Source organism: Pseudomonas helleri (assembly GCF_009600315.1).
Classification (GTDB): Bacteria; Pseudomonadota; Gammaproteobacteria; order Pseudomonadales; family Pseudomonadaceae; genus Aquipseudomonas; species Aquipseudomonas helleri_A.
In genome coordinates this window covers 40,829-64,223 of the sequence record NZ_WIWC01000022.1, presented here as the reverse complement: position 1 = coordinate 64,223, position 23,395 = coordinate 40,829, and the positions used below count along the sequence as shown (strand labels likewise).

The following is a 23,395-nucleotide window of genomic DNA, read 5'->3' as shown; positions in this document are numbered from 1 at the left end:
GGGGTTGGGGCGTAAACATGAGACTGATAAACCGCAATCCGGTTCGGCGCGAGACTAACAGGTGCGCCACTTATTTCGGGCACAAAAAAAGGCGACCCGTCGGTCGCCTTTTGAATTTTTTCGGTCCTGGCTCAACACTTGTGATGTTGGCTCACCTCACGCCGTCTTGTGGACAGTGTGTAGCCCGGGGGCCGGGGCAACCCTGTGGGGTTGGCGGCCGCGGCTGGCCTGATTCGGCGGGCCGCAGTGGACGCTATGTCCGGGCAGTGATTCTGGTGTTAAGAATAGGCCTGAGGCTGTAGCAGAGGATTGCGAAGATTGCTGAATAAAACATTACTTGCGCAATTTTTGACTTAAGGCGGATACTTTCACGCAATAGTTATGACAAAGGGTGTCTTCGTGAGCAAACTCGACCGATACGATCTGAGTATTTTGGCGGAATTACAGCGTGATGCGCGCATCTCTAACCAGGAACTGGCCGAGCGTATTGGCCTGTCGCCCTCCCCGTGTTCGCGCCGAGTCAAGCAATTGGAAGATGACGGGTATATCGCGCGTCAAGTCGCGCTGCTGGACAGAAAACTGTTGGGCTTGACCTTAACCGCCTATGTACTGATCGGCATGGATCGCCACACGCCCGAGCGCTTCGAGAATTTTGAAGCACAGATCCGCACCTTGCCGCAGGTGCTCGAATGCAGCCTGGTGACCGGCATAGATGCGGACTATCAATTGAAAGTGGTGGTCCCGGACATGGATCATTATCAAAAACTGCTGCTGGGTCACTTGACCCGCATCGACGGCGTGACCAGCGTGCGCTCCAGTTTTGTGCTCAATCAGGTACTCAACAGTACCGAATTGCCGCTGACTCATCTGCGCACGTAATAGACCCGCTGACTTCATACCGCAACACACTGGAGAACACCGATGGACCCGGCCCTGCTTGAAGAATGGATGATGACGATTCTGGTCAGCGTCCTGATTATTTTTATGGCCTTTATCGTCTGGGATCTGGCGAAAAAGTCCAAGGCCGGGCGTTTTGGCTCTTTTATCCTGTTTTTTGTGCTGGGGCTGGGCGTGGTCGCGTTCGTGATCAAAAGCGTGGTCATCACCCTGATTGAGTCCGGCGCGCTATAGCCGCGCCGGCACTTCCTTGTACTGGCCCTGATCCAGCCCCTCAATCGTCCAGTCGCCAATGCGCACCCGCACCAGCCGTAAGGTCGGCAAGCCGACCGCCGCCGTCATGCGCCGCACCTGACGATTACGCCCTTCGCGGATCACCAACTCCAGCCATGAAGTGGGCACGCTTTTGCGAAACCGCACCGGCGGGTTGCGCGGCCACAGCTGCGGTTCTTCAAGGGCTCGGGCTTCGGCGGGCAAGGTCTTGCCATCATTGAGTTCGACGCCGTCACGCAATTGTTGCAACTGTTCAGGCGTCGGCTCGCCCTCTACTTGCACCCAATAGGTCTTGGGCAGCTTGTGCTTGGGGTCGGCAATGCGCGCCTGCAACTGGCCATCGTTGGTCAGCAACAGCAAACCTTCACTGTCGCGGTCCAGGCGTCCGGCCGGGTAAATGCCGGGGATGGGGATAAAATCCTTGAGCGTCGCCCGTCCGCCTTCATCGCTGAACTGGGTAAGCACATCGAACGGTTTGTTAAACAGAAATAACTTGGGATCGGACGGCGGCGCTTTGGCCACGCGGCGACCGGCAGCGCTTGCAGCAGGTTTTTTGGACGCCGGGCGGCGTGCAGGGGGATGGGCAGGACGGGACATGACAAAAGGACATCTAGCGATCAGGGCTCAATATGCTAGTGCCCTGATCGCCAAATGACCATCGTCTATCAGCGGAACGGCGGTTCGTCGAAACTGCGCAGCTTGCGCGAATGCAGCGATGTCAGTTGCTTGCGCATCAAATCCACGGCAGCGATGCCGATTTTCAAATGCTGGTTCACCGCTCGCTCATAGAAAGCGTTGGCCGAACCCGGCAGCTTGATCTCGCTGTGCAACGGTTTGTCCGACACACACAGCAACGTGCCATACGGCACCCGCAAACGATAACCCTGAGCGGCAATGGTGCCGCTTTCCATGTCCACGGCCACCGCGCGGGACAAGTTAATCAGCGGTCGTTCCTGCGCCCAGCGCAGCTCCCAGTTGCGGTCGTCGTAGGTCAGCACGGTGCCGGTGCGCAGGCGTTTTTTCAGTTCATCGCCATGTTCGCCCGTGACTTGCGCCGCGGCTTCTTGCAGCGCCAACTGAACCTCAGCCAAAGCCGGGATCGGAATATTGGGCGGCACCACACGGTCGAGAATCCCGTCGCGGCGCATGTAGGCGTGCGCCAAGACGTAGTCGCCAATGGTCTGCGACTGACGCAGACCGCCGCAGTGACCAATCATCAACCAGCAATGCGGGCGCAGCACCGCAAGGTGATCGGTGATGTTTTTCGCGTTGGACGGGCCCACACCGATGTTCACCAGGGTCAGGCCATGACCATCGCTGGCCTGCAAGTGGTAGGCGGGCATTTGATAGCGGTGCCACACCACACCGGCAGCAATTGCCTGAGCTTCGCCATAGTCCATCGACTTTTCGATGATCACGTTGCCCGGCAAGACCATGCGCACAAAACGCGGGTTATCGCGCAGTTGCTCCAGGCCGTGAAGGATGAACTGATCGACATAGCGATGGTAGTTGGTCAGCAAAATCCACGGCTGAACGTGGCGCCAGTCGCTGCCGGTGTAATGCACCAGACGACGCAGCGAAAAGTCGACGCGGGCCGCATCAAACAGCGCCAACGGCAGCGGGTCAGTGTTTTCCCAATCGTACAGACCATCGGCAATGCCATCGGTGGCTGCTGACAGGTCCGTACTCGGGAAAACCCGTGCCAGCGCAGCGGCGGTTACACCTGAACCGGCCAGCTCATCGCCCTGCTCGACCACGTAAGGGTAAGGAATGTTTTGCTCACTGACCCCCACTTCCACCTCGACGGTGAAATCGCGCATCAACGGCACCAGCTGTTCCAGTAAATAATTACGGAAGGCCGCCGGATGAGTGACAGTAACGCTGTAGGTGCCGGGCAGTTGAACCTTGGCATAAGCCCGAGTCGTGGTCGGGACTTCGCCATTGATGCGGTAGGTCAAACGCAGTTCCGGATAGCGAAACTGCGCGCGCTCCTCGGCAGTGGGCTCAAGCCGGTCTTTGAGATAACGCTTGAGCGCTTGGCTCAACGCCTTGGTTGCACGTTCGTGGAGGGCTGCGAGGCGATCGACGGCCTCTTCAGCGGTTGCAACGACAATAAAATCTTCAGTCACGATAAGCATCCTGTCATCAGAACGGGCAGGCCTTTATCTTGCCTGCATCGCAAGCCAATGCACAGCCGCTGTACCGCCTTTAAATCTGCGCAGTAGAGCGGGCAACGATGGCAGCGATGTTCAGCCCACGGGGCAACAAACCGTACACCCGGCCGCTGCCGTGCAGCCGGCTGGCAATAAACGCATCACTGACATCACTTTTACCCGCCTCCAATAACAATTTGGCCTGCAAGCCCAAGGCAATGTCCTCGGTCAATTGCCGCGCACGGTATTGAATATCCTCTGTGTCGTTAAAGGCTTGCTTCAAGGTACGGATATGCTGGGCCAAACGTGCATCGCCATGGCCTTCCCCCAACTCGGCAAACAGCGCATCAAGTACGCCGGGTTCTTTGGATAAGGCGCGCAATACATCAAGGCACTGCACATTACCCGAACCTTCCCACGTCGAATTAACCGGTGCCTCGCGATAAAGACGCGGCAGGATGCTGTCTTCCACGTACCCCGCGCCACCCATACACTCGGCGGCTTCATTGATCATGGCCGGGGCCCGTTTGCAGATCCAGTATTTGCCCACGGCCGTCACCAGACGCGCGAATTTGGCCTCTTGCGCGTCATCCAAATGATCCAGTGCTCGCCCCATACGCAGGCTCAAGGCCAGGGCAGCTTCGCTTTCAAGGGCCAGATCGGCGAGTACGTTTTGCATCAACGGCTGCTCAGCCAGTACCCGGCCTCCAACCAGGCGATGCGCGCAGTGATGGCTGGCCTGAGTCAGCGCCTGACGCATCAAGGCGCTGGAGCCGACCATGCAATCGAAGCGAGTCATGGCGACCATTTCAATAATCGTCGGCACGCCACGCCCTTCTTCGCCCATCATCCACGCCAGCGCCCCACGAAACTCGACTTCACTGGAGGCGTTTGAGCTGTTGCCCAGTTTATTTTTCAGACGCTGGATGTAGAACTCGTTACGGCTGCCGTCCGGGCGATGGCGCGGCAGTAGAAAACAACTCAGGCCTTTATCGGTCTGCGCTAACGTCAGAAAACCATCGCACATGGGGGCTGAACAAAACCACTTGTGCCCCAGTAACTCATAGGCCTCACCCGACCCGCTGGCACCCACCGGATAGGCCCGCGTGGTGTTGGCCCGTACATCCGTGCCGCCTTGTTTTTCGGTCATGGCCATGCCCAGGGTCACACCGGCTTTTTGACTGATATCGACGTTGCGCGGGTCGTACTGGGTCGACAGGACTTTGGGCAGCCAGAGCTGGGCAATGTCCGGTTGCAACCGCAGGGCCGGCACGCTGGCAAAGGTCATGGTCAGCGGGCAGCCACTGCCGGCCTCGGCCTGCGAGTGCAAATAGGTCATGCAGGCACGGGCTACGTGTGCACCGGGTTGAGGGTCGGTCCAAGGTAATGACGGCAAACCATGCTCAATCGCCGTACGCATTAACTCGTGATAGGCGGGATGAAACTCCACCAGATCAATCCGATGGCCAAAACGGTCATGGCTGATAAAAACAGGTTTGTTTTCATTGGCCAGAAAACCCGCCGCCATCAAGGGCCCGCCTGCCAATGCACCGTATTGATCAATGCGCGCCTGCGCCCAGCCCGCCCCGAAATGCTGGCTCCACTGCTGCAAGGGCAAGTCGATGCGGTACAAGTTAGCGCCGTCCAGAGATGGCGGCTGATTGGTGACTTGATGGGTCTCGGCAAATTGATGCAGGTTCATGGCGCAGGCTCCTGAGTTCAATGCACCCAGTGAAGCACGCATGGCCGCCACCACAAGGGGCATAAGCGCCTAACCTCAGGCGCTTATGCCGTCCTCACCCCATCAATAACCGCTGCCGGAGGGTGCGCTGGACCTCTTCAAAACGCAGAGGCTTGATCCACTCGTCGCTAATGCCATCGACTTGCTCGCACACTTGCTGCGCTTGCGCCTGAGTGTCGAATACGCCATCACGGGCAGTTGCGCGCAGTCTGCCAAGCTAAACAGTTGCCGGCCTACCGACGCGTCTTCGACAAGGGTAACCGGGCATCCGACGATCAGCGCATCCACGCGCTCACGACGCAAAGCGGCCACTGCCGACTCGCCGCTGTCGACGCTGATCAGTCGATAGCCCAGTTTGAGCAACATGCCACGCAGCACCCTGCAATCGGCGCTGTTATCTTCCACCAGCAAGACCATACATTCATGGGAGTTTCTTGCTGCAACTGCGCTCGGCGGCTGGAGAGGCGAATCCAGCATCAGTAACAGTTGAAACTGAGAGCCCTCGCCCGGCTGCGAATGATGCGTGAGCTGACCGCCCAACAACTCGACCAAGCGCCGACAAATAGCCAGACCGATGCCCAACCCGCCGTAGCTTCGAGTCATGGAGCCATCGACCTGAAAGAAATGCTGATACAGCTCGCCCTGTTCTTGATGAACAAAACCAATGCCGCTGTCGATTACATTAAAGGTCAGCGCCCAGCGATCGGTTTCTTCAGAGGCATTGCCCGCCACCCGTAAAATTACACCACCTACGCTGGTGAATTTAATCGCGTTCTCCAGCAGGCACTCCAGACACTGACGAATCTTGTCTGAGTCCCCTTCCCATTGGTCAGGCAGGTCGCTGGCGATTTCATACGCGAATTCCAGCCCTTTACTCTGTGCCAATGGCGCGAACTGCGCGTTCAAACCCTGCACCAGACTCTTCAAACCAAAAGGCTGAGGGCGCGCGATCAGGCGCCCGGCTTGCAGCTCGGTCAGGGACAGAATGCCATTGACCATGTGCATCATTTCCCGGGCCGAGCCTTCAGCCGTTTGCGTATACAGCTCCAGCTCCGGGTTTAAATCCAGGGTCTTGATCAACTCCAGAGACCCCAGCACGCCGTTCATGGGCGTACGCAGTTCATGAGTCACCGTCGACAGAAATTCGTCCTTGAGCTGGTTGGTACGCGCCAATTGTTGGTTCATCGCGGCCAGCTGTTGCCCCGACTCTTGCAACGTGCGCGCCTGCAAGTCGCGCATCGCATTGATGCGGTCAGCCAGCGCCAGCGACAGCAGGCCCACTTCGATAGCTGCGCCGATCTGGCTGGAGTACATGGTCAAAAACACATTAGGCAGGTAGCCAAGCACCATTAACGTGTTGATCAGCCCGCCCAGCAAGAAGGCCGACCAGGCAATCACGAAGTAACGAGCGACCCGCAGGCCGCGGGCCCAGGCAACGATGCCCGCAGTAAAAATAGTGACGATAAAGGCCAGAGCCAACCCGGTCGCCAAGCGCAAAGACACGGCATAGCTGGTCGCCAAAGCAAGCACCATCACCAGCACACCCACTGCCATCAGGGCTTTCAATGCCCAATCAAGCTTGCGGCTAAGAGTGGCCGTTTGCAAAAAAGTGCGAGCAAACTGGCAACCAAAAAAAGCCGCCGAACCAATCAAAAACGGCGTGGACGCGTTGGCCCACCACGGATTATTTGGCCAGAAATACTGCACCGCGGCGCCATTGACGGACAGTTGGTACAACCCGAAAGAGGCGATATAGAAGATGTAATAGAGGTAGCTGGTGTCGCGTACGCTGAGATAGATAAATAGGTTGTAAATCAACATCCCCAGCAACACGCCGTAGATCAGACCCAATATATAAATTCTGACGGGCTGATTTTCGAGGTAGGACTGCGCCGACCACAAGGTAAGCGGCGCCTGCACCGACCCTTGGCTGGCCAGCCGCATATACACCGTTTGAGGCTGCCCAGGCTTGAAGTCAAGCTCGAACAGGTAGTTGTTTTCTTTTATCTCGCGGCTGTCGAAAGGCAGGGCGTCACCCGTTCGGGCGGCCAGACGATAGTGGCCAGATGCGTCCGGGGTATATAGATCAATCTGGTCCATTGGCGGGTAAGCCAATTCCAGCAACCAGGTGCGGTGTAGGTCGGGGTTTTGCGGTTGATAGCGCAAGTCCAGCTTGACCCAGAAGGCTGAGTGGGAATAACCGGCATTCAAGGTGTCTTTATTGAGAGGCTTGAACAGTTCGTCATGGCCGATAACATCTGCCAGCGTCGCCGTACCACTCGCATCTTCAAAGACTTGCATCACTCGGCCCAAGGGCAGGCTCTGTGTGGTTTCGTCAAAATCCACTGCGCTGGCCAGCATCGGCAGCCAGCCCAACAACATCATCAGCAAATAGCGCATACAGCCCCAACGTGGCTGCCTGGCAGTATGGGTAATTCGCTCATTCCCTTTGAGACCCCACTGACCAAACAACCTGTTATTAATTTGCGGCCACTTTAACATAGCCACTAGTGGCAAATATGCATCACTCTAAAATTCACATCAAAGGCTCTAGGTCGGGCTTTACAGGGATATTTCAGCGCAAGCAGAATAGTGGCAAAACGCCAACTAGCGATTGATCGCGCGCTGCACATCAGGCTTCGGGCAACGCGCCTGAAAAAACCGTTTGGTGGTAAGCTCGCGCACCATGAATATCTACAGTTCTCGCCCCGTTATCCTCTGTCTCTCCGGCCATGACCCCAGTGGGGGTGCCGGCTTGCAGGCAGATATCGAAGCTCTGCTGGCTCAAGGCTGTCACGCCGCTCCAGTGGTCACTGCCCTGACTGTGCAGAACACGGTCAATGTCCGCGACTTCCGCGTGCTGGATCGCGAGTGGGTACTGGCGCAAGCCGATGCCGTGCTCACCGACTCCTGCGTTGCGGCGGTCAAGCTGGGCATGCTCGGCTCGCTGGAAATGGTCGACACTGTCGTCCAATTGCTGCAAGCCAACCCGCATCTGCCGATGGTCTGCGACCCGGTACTGCGCGCGGGCGGCGGAGGACGTCTGGGCAAGGACGAAGTAGGCTTCGCCATGCGCGAGCGCCTGCTGCCTTTGGCTACCATTGCCACGCCCAACTTGCCTGAAGCCCGCATCCTCGCCGAACTGCCCGATGGCAGTGCCGATGAGTGCGCTGAAAAGCTCCTGCCTTTTTGCCAACATTTATTGATCACCGGCGGCCACGGTGACGAACACGAAGTCCATAACCGTTTGTACAGCCGCGACGGCAGCCGTCATACCTTCACCTGCTATCGCTTGCCCGGCAGTTACCACGGCTCGGGCTGCACGCTGGCCAGTACGCTGGCTGGCCGGTTGGCCATCGGTGAGCAACTGGTCAGCGCCGTCGAAACTGCGCTCAATTACACGTGGCGCACGCTGCGCGATGCCGAGCAACTGGGCCAAGGACAATTTGTCCCCCGTCGCTTGCCACTGGATTTCTGTTCGTAACGCGAGAGGCTCGACCTATGACCTTGCGAGGCCTGTACGCAATCACTGATAGCCAGCTGCTCTCCGGCAAACTGCTGGCCTATGTAGAGGCGGCCCTTGATGGCGGTCTGACCCTGTTGCAGTACCGAGACAAAAGTAGCGATGACGCCCGTCGACTGCGCGAAGCCGAGGCTTTGCGCGATTTGTGCGCACGGTACAACACCCGGTTGATCATCAATGATGATGCAGAGCTGGCAGCCCGTCTGGGTGTCGGTGTGCACCTTGGCCAGACCGATGGCCCCCTGACCCCGGCCCGCGCTCTGCTCGGCCCCAAGGCGATCATCGGTTCGACCTGTCACAGCCAGATTGATCTGGCCGAGCAGGCTGCCAAAGAAGGCGCGAGTTATGTCGCTTTCGGTCGCTTCTTCAATTCCAGCACCAAACCCGGCGCCCCGACCGCAACCCTCGACGTGCTCGATAAAGCTCGATCGCAGCTGAAATTGCCCATCTGTGTGATCGGCGGCATCACCCTCGACAATGCCGCGCCACTGGTTGCCCACGGTGCCGATTTACTCGCCGTGGTGCATGGCCTGTTTGGTGCCGACAGTACTCGGGAAGTGACTCGCCGCGCCTTGGCCTTCAACCAATTGCTTAATACCGAATCCTGATTCAGAGAGAGCCCATCATGTCTCGTTCCGAAACCCTGTTTGCCAATGCCCAGAAACACATCCCCGGTGGCGTCAACTCGCCCGTTCGCGCGTTTAAAAGCGTGGGCGGTACACCGTTGTTCTTCAAGCACGCCGAAGGGGCTTACGTCACCGACGAAGACGACAAGCGCTATGTTGATTATGTAGGCTCATGGGGCCCGATGATTCTGGGCCACAGTCATCCAGAAGTACTGGATGCCGTGCGTGCGCAACTGGAACACGGCCTGTCGTACGGCGCTCCAACGGCCATGGAAACCGAGATGGCCGATCTGGTGTGCTCGATTGTGCCGTCGATGGAAATGGTCCGCATGGTCAGCTCCGGCACGGAAGCCACCATGAGCGCCATCCGCCTGGCGCGTGGCTTTACCGGCCGCGACAATATTCTCAAATTTGAAGGCTGCTATCACGGCCACTCCGACAGCTTGCTGGTCAAAGCCGGTTCTGGCGCACTGACTCAAGGCGTTCCCAGCTCAGGCGGTGTACCAGCCGATTTCGCCAAGCACACCCTGACGACCACCTTTAACGACCTCGACGCCGTTGAAAAACTGCTTAGCGAAGTGGGCGACACCGTGGCCTGCATCATCGTTGAGCCAGTGGCGGGGAACATGAACTGCGTACCGCCTGCGCCGGGCTTCCTGCAAGGTTTGCGCAGCCTGTGCGACAAACATGGCGCGGTGCTGATTTTTGACGAAGTGATGACGGGCTTCCGTGTCGCGTTGGGCGGTGCTCAAGCGCACTACGGTGTGACACCGGACCTGAGCACGTTCGGCAAAATCATCGGCGGTGGCATGCCGGTTGGCTGCTTTGGCGGTAAACGCGAAATCATGCAGCACATCGCCCCGTTGGGCCCGGTTTATCAGGCAGGCACCCTCTCGGGTAACCCTCTGGCCATGGCCGCTGGCCTGACGACCCTGCGCCTGATCAGCCGCCCGGGCTTTCATGCCGAGCTGAGCGACTACACCACTCGCCTGCTCGACGGCCTGCAACAACGCGCCGATGCGGCCGGTATTCCATTCGTCACCACCCAGGCCGGTGGCATGTTCGGCCTGTATTTCAGCGGCGCTGATGACATCGTCACCTTTGACGATGTCATGGCCAGCGATGCGGATCTGTTCAAGCGCTTCTTCCACCTGATGCTGGAAGGCGGCGTGTATTTGGCGCCTAGTGCCTTTGAAGCGGGTTTCACTTCGATTGCCCACGGTGACAAGGAGTTGAAGCTGACCCTCGACGCGGCCGAACGTGCCTTCGCCGCATTGAAGTAAGCACTGAAACCGGTAAGGGCTTAGGCCCTTGCCGACTTTTTAGGCGGTAATGGCTGATTCAATTACGCCACCCGTCCAAAATCGTCTTAAATCAACGGATATCGCGGTCAGGCAGCAGAAAAACGAGTAAAGACTTTGTAAGGTTGCCTCTGCTTATTTCATAATGCGCGCCTATAGACCCCTTGGTTGTACTTGCCCACCTTTCAGAGGTACGTCGAATCTCATGAACCGCACCGGCCGCGCCCTTGCATTGGGCTGCCTGTTGCTCCTGCAGCCGCTGCTTGTCCAGGCTGGCGGTAACTCGTTGTTGATTCCGGCAATGGGTCGCTGCACCCTCGATACACAGCCAGAAAACCTGGCTGAGGCGCTGGCCGCCTGCGAAGCAGCCGCCAAAACCGGCGATGCAGAAGCTGAATACGAGTTGGGCGAGTTCTATTACGACGGTAAAAACACCCCCCGCGACCTCAACAAAGCATTGAGCTACTTCGAGCAGGCGTCCCTGCAAGGCCACGCAATGGCCCAGTACCAGCTCGGCACCATGTTCTTCAAGGGCGAAGGTGTACCGGCCAATAACATTCAGGCGTATATCGTATTGAAGATGGCGGCCGTCAATGGCGCCGAAGAGGCATTGGACACCGCGGATCAGGTGGCAGAGCAAATGCCCCGCGACCAACTCGAAACCGCGACCCAAGTGTTGGGACAGATCTTCCGCAAATACCTGCTGGAACTGCAATCAGCCGACGGACGTTCGCCGTTTTCGCCGCTGCCTTGAGCGCCTCACACCACTACGTCACGCCAACTATCACAAACGCCCTATTTTTCCGGCATCGGAAACGGAAACGGCATCACATTGCTGACGCCACGGGCTTCGCTGATTTTCGGGGTACCCAGTCGCTCCACTTCGTCGATGCGCACAATCGAATGCATCGGCACAAAGCTGCGCACCACGCCTTCGAATTGAGCCTTGAGCTTTTCTTCGCTCGGATCAACGACCATTTGCGTGCGCTCACCGAAGACGAATTCCTCCACTTCCAGAAACCCCCACAGATCACTTTGATAGATCTGCTTGGCGTACATTTCGAACACCTGGCCCTGATTAAGGAAAATCACCTTGTAGATTGGAGCGTCACGTTTGGTCATGGTGGGCGGGTAAACATCTGAGGATATAAAAGAGGGTGCGAACTATAGCATAGCCACCAGACGCACAACGCTAGGAAGCAAAGCCCATGCCCCCTATAATGCGCGGTTCTTTGAATCACTTGATGAACACCCATGGCCAAGAAGCTTTACATCGAAACCCACGGCTGCCAGATGAACGAGTACGACAGCTCACGCATGGTCGACCTGCTGGGTGAACATCAAGCCCTGGAAGTCACGGCGCGCGCTGAAGACGCTGATGTCATTCTGCTTAATACCTGCTCGATCCGTGAACGCGCGCAAGATCGCGTTTATTCGCAATTGGGCCGCTGGCGCGAACTGAAACTGGCCAACCCGGACATGGTGATTGCCGTTGGCGGTTGTGTTGCCAGTCAGGAAGGCGCCGCCATCCGCGACCGTGCACCCTACGTTGACGTGGTATTCGGCCCGCAAACCCTGCACCGCCTGCCCGAAATGATCGACGCCGCCCGCATCACCAAGCTGCCACAAGTGGACGTGTCGTTCCCTGAAATCGAAAAATTCGATCACCTGCCAGAACCTCGCATTGACGGGCCCAGCGCTTACGTCTCGGTGATGGAAGGGTGCAGCAAGTACTGCACGTTCTGTGTCGTGCCTTACACCCGCGGTGAAGAAGTCAGCCGTCCGTTCGATGACGTACTGGCAGAAGTCTTTCACCTGGCTGAAAACGGTGTGCGTGAAGTGACGTTGCTGGGCCAGAACGTTAACGGTTATCGCGGCTTGACCGAAGACGGTCGCTTGGCCGATCTCGCCGAGTTGATTCGCGTGGTGGCGGCCATCGACGGGATCGAGCGCATTCGTTACACCACCTCGCACCCGCTGGAATTCTCGGACAGCCTGATTCAGGCGCATGCCGAAGTGCCTGAGCTGGTGAAGCATTTGCATTTGCCGGTGCAGTCCGGTTCGGATCGCATCTTGTCGGCGATGAAGCGCAACCACACAGCATTGGAGTACAAATCCAAGCTGCGCAAACTGCGTGCGGCCGTGCCAGGCATTTGCATCAGCTCTGACTTTATTGTCGGTTTCCCGGGTGAGACGGAAAAAGACTTCGAGCAGACCATGAAGCTGATTGAAGACGTCGGTTTCGACTTCTCTTATTCGTTTGTGTACAGCCAGCGGCCGGGCACGCCTGCAGCCGACCTGACCGACGACACCCCGGAAGAGCGCAAGAAAGAACGCCTGAACGCGCTGCAACATCGCCTCAACAAGCAGGGTTTTGAGATCAGCCGACAAATGGTGGGCTCCACTCAGCGGATTTTGGTCACGGATTACTCGAAGAAAGACCCCGGCGAGCTGCAAGGTCGCACCGAGAACAACCGCATCGTCAACTTCCGCTGCGATAACCCGCAGTTGATCGGCCAATTTGCCGACGTGCATATCGATGCCGCGCAACCGCACTCGTTGCGGGGCTCATTGCTGAATTGACTTCGCTCTGTAGCCGCTGCCGCAGGCTGCGATAAGATCCGCAGGATCTTCAGCCCTGAAACGCGTGCGTCCGCTGCGTGGACGTTCGCAGCCTGCGGCAGCGACTACAGGTTCTACGTCGCATCAGTAAGTCCTTTCGCCCATGACCTGCTAGCGTTATCCTTCAATTCATCTTAATTGCCTAAGGGCGGCTAAATACGACCTTGAACGCACCCATCGAACCACATCGTTTTCTTCTCGAGCCGTTTGAGGCTCGCCGTTTCGCCAATCTGTGCGGGCAATTCGACGAGCACTTACGCTTGATCGAACAACGCCTCACGATCGTAATCCGCAATCGCGGTAATCAATTCGAGCTGATTGGCGACCCCAAACTGACGTCTTCCGCAGAAATCCTGCTGCGCCGTCTATACCGCGAAACACAAGCCTCAGAGCTTTCGCCGGACATGGTGCACCTGTTCCTGCAAGAATCTGCCGTAGAAGACCTCGCCAGTAACCCGGTGGCTGAAGCCAGCGTATCGTTGCGCACCAAAAAGGGCATGATTCGTCCTCGCGGTATTAATCAGCAGCGCTACGTCAAAGAAATTCTGGGTAACGACATCAACTTCGGCATTGGCCCAGCGGGTACGGGTAAAACCTATTTGGCCGTGGCCTGCGCCGTTGATGCCCTTGAGCGCGAGCAAATCCGCCGCATCCTGCTGGTGCGTCCAGCAGTTGAAGCGGGCGAGAAGCTGGGGTTTCTACCCGGCGACCTGTCGCAGAAAATCGATCCGTACCTGCGCCCGCTTTACGACGCCTTGTACGAAATGCTGGGCTTCGAATATGTCGCCAAGCTGATCGAGCGCCAGATCATCGAAGTGGCACCGCTGGCCTACATGCGCGGGCGCACTCTGAACAACAGTTTCATTATTCTCGACGAAAGCCAGAACACCACCGTCGAGCAAATGAAGATGTTCCTGACCCGTATCGGCTTTGGTTCTACGGCCGTGATAACCGGTGACATTACCCAGATCGACCTGCCAAAAGGCACTAAATCGGGGCTCAATCACGTCATCGAAGTGCTAAAGGATGTACCCGGTATCAGCTTTACCCACTTCCAGTCCAAAGACGTCGTGCGTCACCCACTGGTGCAGCGCATCGTAGAAGCCTACGGGCGCTATGAGCAGGAAGCCGCAGACAAGCTCGCCGCACTGCCTGCTGCCAAGGATTACCGCAAAGATGCTTGAGCTTGACCTGCAACTGGCGACCGACGCCACTGCCCCCAGCGAAGCCCAGTTCCGCCAATGGTGCGAACTGGCCTTGCGCCAGCGCACGGCTGATTCAGAAATGACCATTCGTCTAGTAGACGAAACTGAAGGCCGTGAGCTAAATCACACCTGGCGTCAGAAAGATTACGCCACCAACGTGCTGTCCTTCCCGGCCGATGTGCCGGATGAATTCCTCGATATCCCGTTATTGGGCGATCTGGTGATATGCGTACCCGTGGTTGAACGCGAGGCGACTGAACAAGGCAAATCGCTTGAAGCACACTGGGCGCATCTGGTGATTCATGGCTGCTTGCATCTTCTGGGTTACGACCATATAGAAGATGAAGAAGCTGAAGAGATGGAAGCGCTGGAACGAACGTTGCTTGCTGAACTGGGTCATCCTGACCCGTACGCTGACGACGATACTGAATAACCCCACTGAAACAACCAAGGGATACGAGTAAATCGCTATGAGCGAAGACCGATCGAGCAACGGGCAAAAGTCATGGTTAGGTAAGCTGACCCAGGCCTTTGCCCATGAGCCGAAAAACCGCCAGGAGCTGCTTGAGCTGCTGCGTGAAGCACACCAGAACAAACTGTTGGACAGTGAAGCGCTGGCCATCGTCGAAGGCGCCATTCAAGTGGCTGACCTGCAAGTACGGGACATCATGGTTCCGCGCTCGCAGATGATCAGCATCAAGGCGACCCAGACCCCCCGCGAATTTCTCCCGTCGATCATTGATGCTGCGCACTCGCGCTATCCGGTGATCGGGGAAAGTCATGATGACGTCCTGGGCGTCCTTTTGGCCAAAGACCTGTTGCCGCTGATCCTTCAAGAAAACGGCGACAAATTCAACATCAAGGACTTGCTGCGCCCGGCCACCTTCGTCCCGGAATCCAAGCGCCTGAATGTGTTGTTGCGCGAGTTTCGTGCCAACCACAACCACATGGCCATCGTGATCGACGAATACGGCGGCGTGGCCGGTCTGGTGACCATCGAAGACGTGCTTGAACAGATCGTTGGCGATATCGAAGACGAACATGATGTTGAAGAAGACAGCTACATCAAGCCGCTGCCCAGCGGAGATTTCCTGATCAAAGCCCTGACCCCTATCGAGAATTTCAACGAGTTCTTCGACAGCGAATTCTCCGACGATGAGTTCGATACAGTGGGTGGTTTGGTCATGAGCGCGTTCGGGCACCTGCCAAAACGTAACGAAGTCACTGAAATCGGCCCTTATCGCTTCCGCATCCTCAATGCTGACAGCCGCCGGATTCACTTGATTCGACTGACGCCCATCACCCGCTAAACCTCTCAACACCAAGGATTGAAATGCGCTGGATAACCTCCCCCGGCTGGCCCGGTAACCTGCTGGCCGTGGTGGCCGGCGCACTGACCACCTTGGCGTTGGCGCCTTTCGACATATGGCCACTGGCACTGGTTGCCTTGGCCATGTTCTACCTCGGCTTGCGCGATTTGTCGCCCAAGCAGGCGCTGGGTCGGGGCTGGTGCTTCGGCTTTGGCCTGTTTGGTGCTGGCACCAGCTGGATTTACTACAGCATCCATAACTTTGGCGGCGCCTCCGTGCTGTTGGCAGGCTTGTTGATGCTGGCCTTCACCGCGGCAATCGCCTGGTTCTTCGCCCTGCCCGCCTGGATCTGGGCGCGCTGGATCCGTCGCAACGAAGCTCCGCTGGCAGACACCTTGGCGTTTGCGGCCCTGTGGGTCGTCCAGGAGATGTTCCGCGGCTGGTTCCTGACTGGTTTTCCGTGGCTTTACTCGGGTTACAGCCAGCTGGACGGCCCTCTCGCCGGGCTCGCACCGCTGGGCGGCATGTGGTTGATTTCATTCACCCTCGCATTAACCGCTGCCCTGCTGTGTAACCTGCCGCGCTTAATCAAAGCCAAACGCAAAGGCTTTATATTCGCGGGCGCGGTGTTACTGATTGGCCCTTGGTGCGTTGGCATTGCGCTTAAGCATCACGCCTGGACAAGCCCTTCGGGCGATCCGCTCAGCGTGGCCGCTATTCAGGGCAACATAGAACAAAGCATGAAATGGGACCCGGCGCAGCTCAATGCCCAGCTGGCGCTGTACCGCGACATGACATTGAGTTCAAAACGCGTTGACCTGATCATCTGGCCGGAGACCGCGATTCCGATACTCAAGGAAAATGCTGAAGGGTATCTGAGCATGATGAGCCGGTTTGCGGCTGATCGACATTCAGCGTTGATTACCGGCGTGCCGATACGTCAGGAAGTGCACCATCAGCCGCGCTACTTCAACGGCATCACTGCGGTGGGTGAAGCGGATGGCAATTACCTGAAACAAAAGCTGGTGCCATTTGGCGAGTACGTGCCGTTGCAGGATGTGTTGCGGGGCCTGATCGCGTTCTTTGACCTGCCCATGTCAGACTTTGCCCGCGGCCCGGCGGACCAAGCCATGTTGCAAGCCAAGGGTTATCAGATTGCCCCACTGATTTGCTATGAAGTGGTGTACCCCGATTTCGTGGCCGGCCTTGCGGCTCAAAGCGATATTTTGCTGACCATCAGTAACGACACCTGGTTTGGCACCTCGATTGGTCCGCTGCAACACTTGCAGATGGCGCAGATGCGCGCACTGGAAGCGGGACGCTGGATGATTCGGGCGACCAACAACGGTGTTACGGCACTGATTGATCCGTATGGACAAATCACCACGCAAATACCGCAGTTCGAGCGTGGGATTATGTACGGCGAAGTAGTGCCAATGCATGAGCTGACACCGTACCTGCAATGGCGGTCTTGGCCGTTGGCTATTTTGTGCTGCTTGTTAATCGGCTGGGCGCTGGTGACCAGTCGGATTGCCAAGACGGTTTAGGACCAACAACCCTCACCCCAACCCTCTCCCAGAGGGAGAGGGAGCAGATGTGTGGTGTAAGTCCCCTCTCCCTCCGGGAGAGGCGTGGTGAGGGGCTTTTGATCTTCAGCTCATTGGTAAATAAACCGATACGCCACCTGCCCCACCGCCTCATTAAGTAACAGTCCCGACTGCCAGATAGCCGAATACTCCGGCATCCAGCCCCCCAGCGGCCGCGCATCATCCGCGCTCAAAAACCCCACGGGCGCAGCCACCACCTCAAACCCGGCCTGCTCGAAGCTCCACACCGAGCGCGGCATATGCCAAGCCTGAGTCACGACCACTACACGCCTGATGCCCTGCGGCAACAAAATGCCAGCCGTCATGTGTGCGTTTTCCCACGTCGTACGGCTCTGCTCTTCCTTCCAGCGCACAGACACGCCGAAGTCATCGCACAGCGAATCAGCCATCAACTGCGCTTCACTCGGCGGCGAGCCGTCTTCCAATCCCCCAGCAGTCAACACCGGCAACCCCGACGCTTTAGCCAAGCGGGCCGCATACCGTAAACGTTCAAGCCCGATCAACGTCGGTTGATCGCGGCCCCACGCTGGATCGCCCCGTTCACGCCCCGATCCCAACACTACAATCGCATCCGCGCGGGCAGCCAGCGTTGACCATTCACTGAGCACCAGCGCGGGCTCACGCTCGACTACCCGGGCAGCCCACTGCACCACCACCGGCAAACTCATGAGCCAAAGACCACCCAATCCGGTCGCAAACAGGACACAGGCTAAACGCGGGCGCACATCCTTCAGCCACCAGGCAAACGCCAGCAGCAGCAAAAATAATCCGGGGGGCAATAGAAGGTGTTTAACAACATATCGAATAGGCATCGAGCATCTCCACAGATGCCCGAAGCCTAAGGGGGCTGAAGGGACTCATCAACAGGCCAGGCCACAATTGAACGCTCATGCCTGCTGCATCAACCCGGGAAACACACGCGGGTATACGATTTTCAGCAAGGGTGTGATGAATAGGGTCATACACCCTTACTTTCCCTGCACCCTGTCTTTCAGCCAGATGACCTTGGCTTTATAAGGGGGTTCATGCTCACTCATGCTGCTTTTGGGGCGTACATCAGCCTCACGTCCCATCCGGTTCAAATACACATTGATCAACTCCAAGTCGGCACGACTCAAACCACGCAATTCCAAATCGACAGGTTGCTCGTTACGCAATTGCACTGCCGTTCTTGCTGAATCAAGAGCCACACTCAAACGATCAATCAGCCGCTCATACACCTGCGTTTTTATAGCGGTTCGTTGCGTCTCTGCCATTCGTTCACCTCACACTAAGGAATTATATCCTCCCCCCGGATAGCTTAGCTGCGCTTGTAAAACCGGTGAGGCACTGCGACCAACGGAGCCATGAGGCAATCAAGGTTTCCCTCGATAGAGTGGGGTCATGTATGCTACGGGACTTCCTGTAACCCCTGCTCCAACCTGACCGGGCGCGCAAACGCCTGAGTATGTTGAAGAGGATTAGGCCACCCTTTATCAGTACAAGTAGCCATGCACGAACAATATCAGCCCCGTGAAATAGAAGCCGCCGCCCAATCATTCTGGGACAACCAAAAGTCCTTCGAAGTCAGCGAAGATCCAGGCAAAGAAACCTATTACTGCCTATCGATGTTCCCGTACCCAAGCGGCAAGCTACACATGGGGCATGTGCGCAACTACACCATCGGCGACGTGATCTCCCGCTATCAGCGCATGCTCGGTAAAAACGTTCTGCAACCCATGGGTTGGGATGCGTTCGGTATGCCGGCAGAAAACGCCGCGATGAAAAACAAGGTCGCCCCTGCCAAGTGGACCTACGAAAACATCGCCTACATGAAAACCCAGTTGCGCAGCCTTGGGCTGGCCGTTGACTGGTCGCGTGAAATCACCACCTGCAAGCCGGATTACTACCGCTGGGAACAATGGCTGTTCACTCGCCTGTTCGAAAAAGGGGTGATCTACCGCAAAAACGGCACCGTGAACTGGGACCCGGTTGACCAAACCGTTCTGGCCAACGAACAAGTGATCGATGGCCGCGGTTGGCGTTCGGGCGCAGTAATCGAAAAACGCGAAATTCCGATGTACTACTTCAAGATCACTGCTTACGCAGATGAATTGCTTGAAGGCCTCGACGATATGCCCGGCTGGCCGGAGCAGGTCAAAACCATGCAGCGCAACTGGATTGGCAAATCCCGCGGCATGGAAGTGCAGTTCCCTTACGATCAAGCTTCTATCGGCGAAGCCGGCGCACTCAAGGTGTTCACCACCCGTCCCGACACGCTGATGGGCGCGACCTACGTGGCCGTGGCTGCCGAACACCCGCTGGCCACACTGGCTGCGCAAGGTAACCCCGAGCTGCAAGCCTTTATCGCTGAATGCAAAGGCGGCAGCGTTGCAGAAGCCGATATGGCGACCCAAGAGAAAAAGGGCCTGCCAACACCGTTGTTCGTGCTGCACCCGTTGACTGGCGAAAAACTGCCGGTATGGGTCGCAAACTACGTATTGATGCATTACGGCGATGGCGCTGTGATGGCAGTCCCAGCACACGACGAACGCGATTTTGAATTTGCGACCAAGTACAACCTTCCGGTTAAAGCGGTCGTTCGTACCAGCGCTGGCGAAGAAACCCCGGCCCCGTGGCAGGATGCTTACAACGAACACGGCGTACTGATCAATTCCGGCGAATTTGACGGTCTGGACTTCCAGGCAGCCTTCGACGCCATCGAAGCAGCCCTGACTGCCAAAGGCCTGGGTCAATCGCGCACCCAGTTCCGCCTGCGCGACTGGGGCATCAGCCGTCAGCGCTACTGGGGCTGCCCGATCCCGATCGTACACTGCGATACCTGCGGTGACGTGCCTGTGCCGGAAGACCAATTGCCTGTCGTTCTGCCAGAAGATGTCGTACCCGACGGTGCTGGTTCGCCCTTGGCACGCATGCCTGAGTTTTACGAATGCAGCTGCCCTAAATGTGGCGCCCCGGCCAAGCGCGAAACCGACACGATGGACACCTTCGTCGAGTCCTCGTGGTACTACGCCCGTTACGCTTCGCCGCACTATGAAGGCGGCCTGGTCGAAAAATCGGCAGCTGATCACTGGTTGCCGGTTGATCAATACATCGGCGGCATTGAACACGCGATCCTGCACCTGCTGTACGCGCGCTTCTTCCATAAACTGATGCGCGACGAAGGCTTGGTCAGCTCCAATGAGCCGTTCAAGAACCTGCTCACTCAGGGCATGGTGGTTGCCGAGACCTACTTCCGTACGCTGGACAACGGTGGCAAGGACTACTTCAACCCGGACGACGTTGAAATCGAACGCGATGCCAAGGCCAAGATCGTTGGTGCCAAGCTGAAAACTGACGGCCTGCCTGTCGAAATCGGTGGCACGCAGAAGATGTCCAAGTCGCTGAATAACGGCGTTGACCCGCAATACATGATTCAACAATACGGCGCTGACACCTGCCGCCTGTTCATGATGTTTGCTTCGCCACCTGACGCGAGCCTGGAATGGTCCGACTCAGGGGTTGAAGGCTCGCATCGCTTCCTCAAGCGTGTCTGGCGTCTGGCTTACCACCACGTTGGCCAGGGTCTGCCCGGCACACTGGACATCGCCAGCCTCAATGACGAGCAAAAAGTCGTTCGCCGTGCGATTCACCACGCCATCAAGCAAGCCAGCCAGGACGTCGGTCTTCATCACAAATTCAACACCGCCGTCGCTCAGGTCATGACCGTGATGAACGTGCTCGAGAAAGCCCCGCAAGCCACCGCGCAGGATCGTGCCTTGTTGCAAGAAGGCCTTGAGACCGTTGCACTGATTCTGGCGCCTATCACGCCGCACATCAGCCATGATCTGTGGAACCAGTTGGGCCATGCCGGTGCCATCATCGACGCCGCGTGGCCAACACTCGACGAAAGCGCGCTGGTGCAAGACACCCTGCAACTGGTTATTCAGGTTAACGGTAAATTGCGCGGTCAGATCGACATGCCAGCCGGTGCCAGCCGTGAAGAAGTTGAAGCGGCTGCCCGGATCAATGAAAACGTGCTGCGGTTTACCGAAGGCCTGACGATTCGCAAAGTGATCGTGGTGCCGGGCAAACTGGTCAACATCGTCGCCAGCTAAACAGGAACAGGCACCTGCAAAGAATGCGGGTGCCCATTAAAGCCTTCAGGGCCGCATCGTCGGCCTATCCGGTTTCAAGGGGAGCTACACATGATCAAACGCAATTTGCTGGTGATGGGTCTCGCTGTTCTGTTGAGCGCCTGCGGCTTTCAGCTGCGCGGTACCGGCACCAACCAACTGAGCATCACCGAGCTTGATGTGACCGCGCGCAATGCCTACGGCGAGACCGTTCGCCAACTGCGTCAGGTACTGGAAAACAGCGGCGTCAAAATCACCGACAGCGCACCGTACAAACTGGTACTGACCAGCGAGCAGGAATCGCAACGTGCAGCCACTTACACCGGTGTCGGTGGCACGGTTGAGTATCAACTGACCAATGTCTTGAACTATGAGATCGAAGGCCAGAACCACCTGCCGTTGCTCAGCAACAAAATCGAAGTGCATAAAATGTACTTGCAGGACACCAGTAACATCACGGGTTCCGAGCAGGAAGCTGCCGTGGCCCGTCAGGAAATGCGTCGTGAAGTCGTACAGCAAATGGTGCTGCGTCTTGAACAGCTGACGCCTGAGAAACTGGCTGAACTGCAAAAACTGGCTGATGAACGGGCTCAAGCCGAAGCGGCTGCTATCGAAGCGGCTCGCAAGGCTCAAGAAGAAACCCCTCAGCAGTCGCCACTCGAACTGCAAGACCAGTAAGGCATACGGGGCGCGCAAGCGCCCCGTCATCTATCAAGCCCCTATGAAACTCGCTCCCGCCCAACTCGCCAAACATCTGCAAGGCAGCCTTGCTCCGGTTTACATCGTCAGCGGTGATGACCCGTTGCTCTGTCAGGAAGCCGCAGATGCCATTCGCAGTGCTGCCCGCCAACAGGGTTTCGATGAACGCCAGGTATTCAGTGCCGACGCCAGTTTTGACTGGGGTTCGCTGCTGCAAGCAGGCGCGAGTATGTCGCTGTTTGCCGAAAAACGCCTGCTGGAACTGCGCCTGCCGTCGGGTAAGCCGGGTGACAAAGGCGCTGCGGCACTGATCGAGTATTGCTCGCGTCCGGCCGAAGACACTTTGCTGTTGATCAGCCTGCCCAAGCTTGATGGCAGTGCGCAAAAGACCAAGTGGGGCAAAGCGCTGGTCGAAGGTGCACACACTCAGTTCATTCAGATCTGGCCCGTGGATGCCAACCAGTTGCCGCAATGGATTCGTCAGCGCCTGTCAAACGCTGGCCTTTCAGCCAGCCACGATGCTTTGGAGCTGATTGCGGCCCGTGTCGAAGGCAATCTGCTGGCTGCCGCACAAGAGGTCGAAAAACTCAAACTGATGGCCGAAGAGGGCCAGATCACGGTTGAAACCGTGCAGGCTGCGGTGGCCGACAGTGCGCGCTTTGACGTGTTTGGTCTGGTCGACGCCGTACTCAATGGGGAAGCCGCGCACGCCTTGCGCATGCTCGAAGGTTTGCGCGGCGAAGGCGTCGAACCGCCGGTCATCTTGTGGGCACTGGCGCGGGAGTTGCGGGTACTGGCCAATATTGCATTGCAATACAGTCAGGGCATCCCGTTGGACAAAGCTTTCAGCCAAGCCAGACCGCCGGTGTGGGACAAGCGCAAACCGTTGATGAGCAAAGCCTTGCAGCGTTATTCGGCGCAGCGCTGGGCTCAGTTATTAATGGATGCGCAGAAGATTGACGCGCAAATCAAAGGTCAGGCGGCGGGCTCTGCCTGGAGCAGCTTGAGCCGCCTGACCTTGCTGATGTGTGGGCAGCGTCTGAACCTGCCAGCGGAGTGATGCGCCGATCCTGATACTGGACAACCGAAAAAAACTGGCCGATGATTTGCGCGTGTTCAACCACGTGAGAGTCAATGCCATGAGCAAGCGCCCCAACAAGGCCAAATCCATCGTCGCCCAACCCTTGTTCCGCAGCCGCCAGGAACGCCCCGCCAAAGGCAAAGGCAGCTATCGCCGCGAAGCCTTCCAGTCGAGAGACCGGGAGGCTTTTTACTTTCTGGCTGCCTGACAGCGGGAATGATAAGGTCTGCATCTGATTTGCA

General features: G+C 57.4%; 21 protein-coding genes and 1 pseudogene. 15 read left to right on the top strand and 7 right to left on the bottom strand.

Going from position 1 to position 23,395, the window contains the following annotated elements:
* Positions 1-381: 381 nt before the first annotated feature.
* Both GHN86_RS14350 and GHN86_RS14345 read left to right on the top strand, forming a co-directional pair.
* Entirely contained in the window at positions 382-879 is a 498-nt protein-coding gene (locus tag GHN86_RS14350) for an Lrp/AsnC family transcriptional regulator (RefSeq protein WP_153378979.1), read from the top strand.
* A 42-nt stretch (positions 880-921) separates the two neighbouring features.
* Positions 922-1,131, top strand: a complete 210-nt coding sequence (locus GHN86_RS14345) for a DUF2788 domain-containing protein (RefSeq protein WP_153378978.1) — start codon at positions 922-924, stop codon at positions 1,129-1,131.
* On the opposite strand, the gene GHN86_RS14340 is transcribed toward GHN86_RS14345, so the two are convergent.
* From GHN86_RS14340 to GHN86_RS14325, 4 genes and pseudogenes are all read right to left on the bottom strand, one after another.
* Complete coding sequence (locus GHN86_RS14340) at positions 1,126-1,692, bottom strand: pseudouridine synthase (protein WP_167654247.1); 567 nt, start codon at positions 1,690-1,692, stop codon at positions 1,126-1,128. The two genes, GHN86_RS14345 and GHN86_RS14340, sit on opposite strands and share 6 nt — an antisense overlap.
* Positions 1,693-1,835: 143 nt before the next feature.
* Positions 1,836-3,308: an AMP nucleosidase gene (amn, locus tag GHN86_RS14335; RefSeq protein WP_153378976.1), complete on the bottom strand. Its 1,473-nt coding sequence runs from the start codon at positions 3,306-3,308 to the stop codon at positions 1,836-1,838.
* A 70-nt stretch (positions 3,309-3,378) separates the two neighbouring features.
* Positions 3,379-5,025, bottom strand: coding sequence for an acyl-CoA dehydrogenase family protein (locus tag GHN86_RS14330; RefSeq protein WP_153378975.1), 1,647 nt, complete (start codon positions 5,023-5,025; stop codon positions 3,379-3,381).
* A gap of 94 nt (positions 5,026-5,119) precedes the next feature.
* Positions 5,120-7,464: pseudogene (locus GHN86_RS14325) on the bottom strand (7TM diverse intracellular signaling domain-containing protein).
* 286 nt (positions 7,465-7,750) lie between these two features.
* Between GHN86_RS14325 and GHN86_RS14320 the strand changes: the two are divergent.
* The 4 genes from GHN86_RS14320 (at position 7,751) to GHN86_RS14305 (ending at position 11,268) form a co-directional block, all read left to right on the top strand.
* Entirely contained in the window at positions 7,751-8,548 is a 798-nt protein-coding gene (locus GHN86_RS14320) for a hydroxymethylpyrimidine/phosphomethylpyrimidine kinase (protein WP_153378973.1), read from the top strand.
* Between the two features lie 17 nt (positions 8,549-8,565).
* Positions 8,566-9,195 (top strand): thiamine phosphate synthase, encoded by a 630-nt coding sequence (thiE, locus tag GHN86_RS14315; protein ID WP_153378972.1) that lies wholly within the window; start codon positions 8,566-8,568, stop codon positions 9,193-9,195.
* 17 nt (positions 9,196-9,212) lie between these two features.
* Positions 9,213-10,496 (top strand): glutamate-1-semialdehyde 2,1-aminomutase, encoded by a 1,284-nt coding sequence (hemL, locus tag GHN86_RS14310; RefSeq protein WP_153386785.1) that lies wholly within the window; start codon positions 9,213-9,215, stop codon positions 10,494-10,496.
* Positions 10,497-10,719: 223 nt separating this feature from the next.
* Entirely contained in the window at positions 10,720-11,268 is a 549-nt protein-coding gene (locus GHN86_RS14305; protein ID WP_146384414.1) for a tetratricopeptide repeat protein, read from the top strand.
* Between the two features lie 41 nt (positions 11,269-11,309).
* Here GHN86_RS14305 and GHN86_RS14300 read toward each other — a convergent pair whose 3' ends face one another.
* On the bottom strand, positions 11,310-11,636 hold the full coding sequence (locus tag GHN86_RS14300; protein WP_122783210.1) for a DUF1820 family protein: 327 nt from the start codon (positions 11,634-11,636) through the stop codon (positions 11,310-11,312).
* A gap of 132 nt (positions 11,637-11,768) precedes the next feature.
* Between GHN86_RS14300 and miaB the strand changes: the two genes are divergently transcribed.
* The 5 genes from miaB (at position 11,769) to lnt (ending at position 17,198) form a co-directional block, all read left to right on the top strand.
* Entirely contained in the window at positions 11,769-13,097 is a 1,329-nt protein-coding gene (miaB, locus tag GHN86_RS14295) for a tRNA (N6-isopentenyl adenosine(37)-C2)-methylthiotransferase MiaB (RefSeq protein WP_153378970.1), read from the top strand.
* Positions 13,098-13,300: 203 nt separating this feature from the next.
* A complete protein-coding gene (locus tag GHN86_RS14290) occupies positions 13,301-14,320 on the top strand; it encodes a PhoH family protein (protein WP_153378969.1) in 1,020 nt (339 codons plus the stop codon).
* On the top strand, positions 14,313-14,774 hold the full coding sequence (ybeY, locus tag GHN86_RS14285; protein WP_153378968.1) for an rRNA maturation RNase YbeY: 462 nt from the start codon (positions 14,313-14,315) through the stop codon (positions 14,772-14,774). Before GHN86_RS14290 ends, ybeY begins: the two co-directional genes overlap by 8 nt.
* Before the next feature lie 37 nt (positions 14,775-14,811).
* Positions 14,812-15,651: an HlyC/CorC family transporter gene (locus GHN86_RS14280; RefSeq protein ID WP_153378967.1), complete on the top strand. Its 840-nt coding sequence runs from the start codon at positions 14,812-14,814 to the stop codon at positions 15,649-15,651.
* A gap of 23 nt (positions 15,652-15,674) precedes the next feature.
* Positions 15,675-17,198: an apolipoprotein N-acyltransferase gene (gene lnt, locus GHN86_RS14275; RefSeq protein WP_153378966.1), complete on the top strand. Its 1,524-nt coding sequence runs from the start codon at positions 15,675-15,677 to the stop codon at positions 17,196-17,198.
* Between the two features lie 110 nt (positions 17,199-17,308).
* On the opposite strand, the gene GHN86_RS14270 is transcribed toward lnt, so the two are convergent.
* Positions 17,309-18,070, bottom strand: coding sequence for a YdcF family protein (locus GHN86_RS14270; protein WP_153378965.1), 762 nt, complete (start codon positions 18,068-18,070; stop codon positions 17,309-17,311).
* Between the two features lie 156 nt (positions 18,071-18,226).
* Positions 18,227-18,514, bottom strand: coding sequence for a hypothetical protein (locus tag GHN86_RS14265; RefSeq protein WP_153378964.1), 288 nt, complete (start codon positions 18,512-18,514; stop codon positions 18,227-18,229).
* Positions 18,515-18,748: 234 nt separating this feature from the next.
* Between GHN86_RS14265 and leuS the strand changes: the two genes are divergently transcribed.
* The 4 genes from leuS (at position 18,749) to arfA (ending at position 23,361) form a co-directional block, all read left to right on the top strand.
* On the top strand, positions 18,749-21,355 hold the full coding sequence (gene leuS / locus GHN86_RS14260) for a leucine--tRNA ligase (RefSeq protein ID WP_153378963.1): 2,607 nt from the start codon (positions 18,749-18,751) through the stop codon (positions 21,353-21,355).
* Positions 21,356-21,445: 90 nt separating this feature from the next.
* Complete coding sequence (gene lptE / locus GHN86_RS14255) at positions 21,446-22,051, top strand: LPS assembly lipoprotein LptE (protein WP_153378962.1); 606 nt, start codon at positions 21,446-21,448, stop codon at positions 22,049-22,051.
* Between the two features lie 43 nt (positions 22,052-22,094).
* Positions 22,095-23,132: a DNA polymerase III subunit delta gene (holA, locus tag GHN86_RS14250; protein WP_153378961.1), complete on the top strand. Its 1,038-nt coding sequence runs from the start codon at positions 22,095-22,097 to the stop codon at positions 23,130-23,132.
* A 79-nt stretch (positions 23,133-23,211) separates the two neighbouring features.
* Positions 23,212-23,361 carry an alternative ribosome rescue factor ArfA gene (arfA, locus tag GHN86_RS14245; protein ID WP_003444166.1) on the top strand — a complete coding sequence of 50 codons (150 nt, stop codon included), beginning with the start codon at positions 23,212-23,214 and terminating at the stop codon, positions 23,359-23,361.
* The last annotated feature ends 34 nt before the right edge of the window (positions 23,362-23,395 follow it).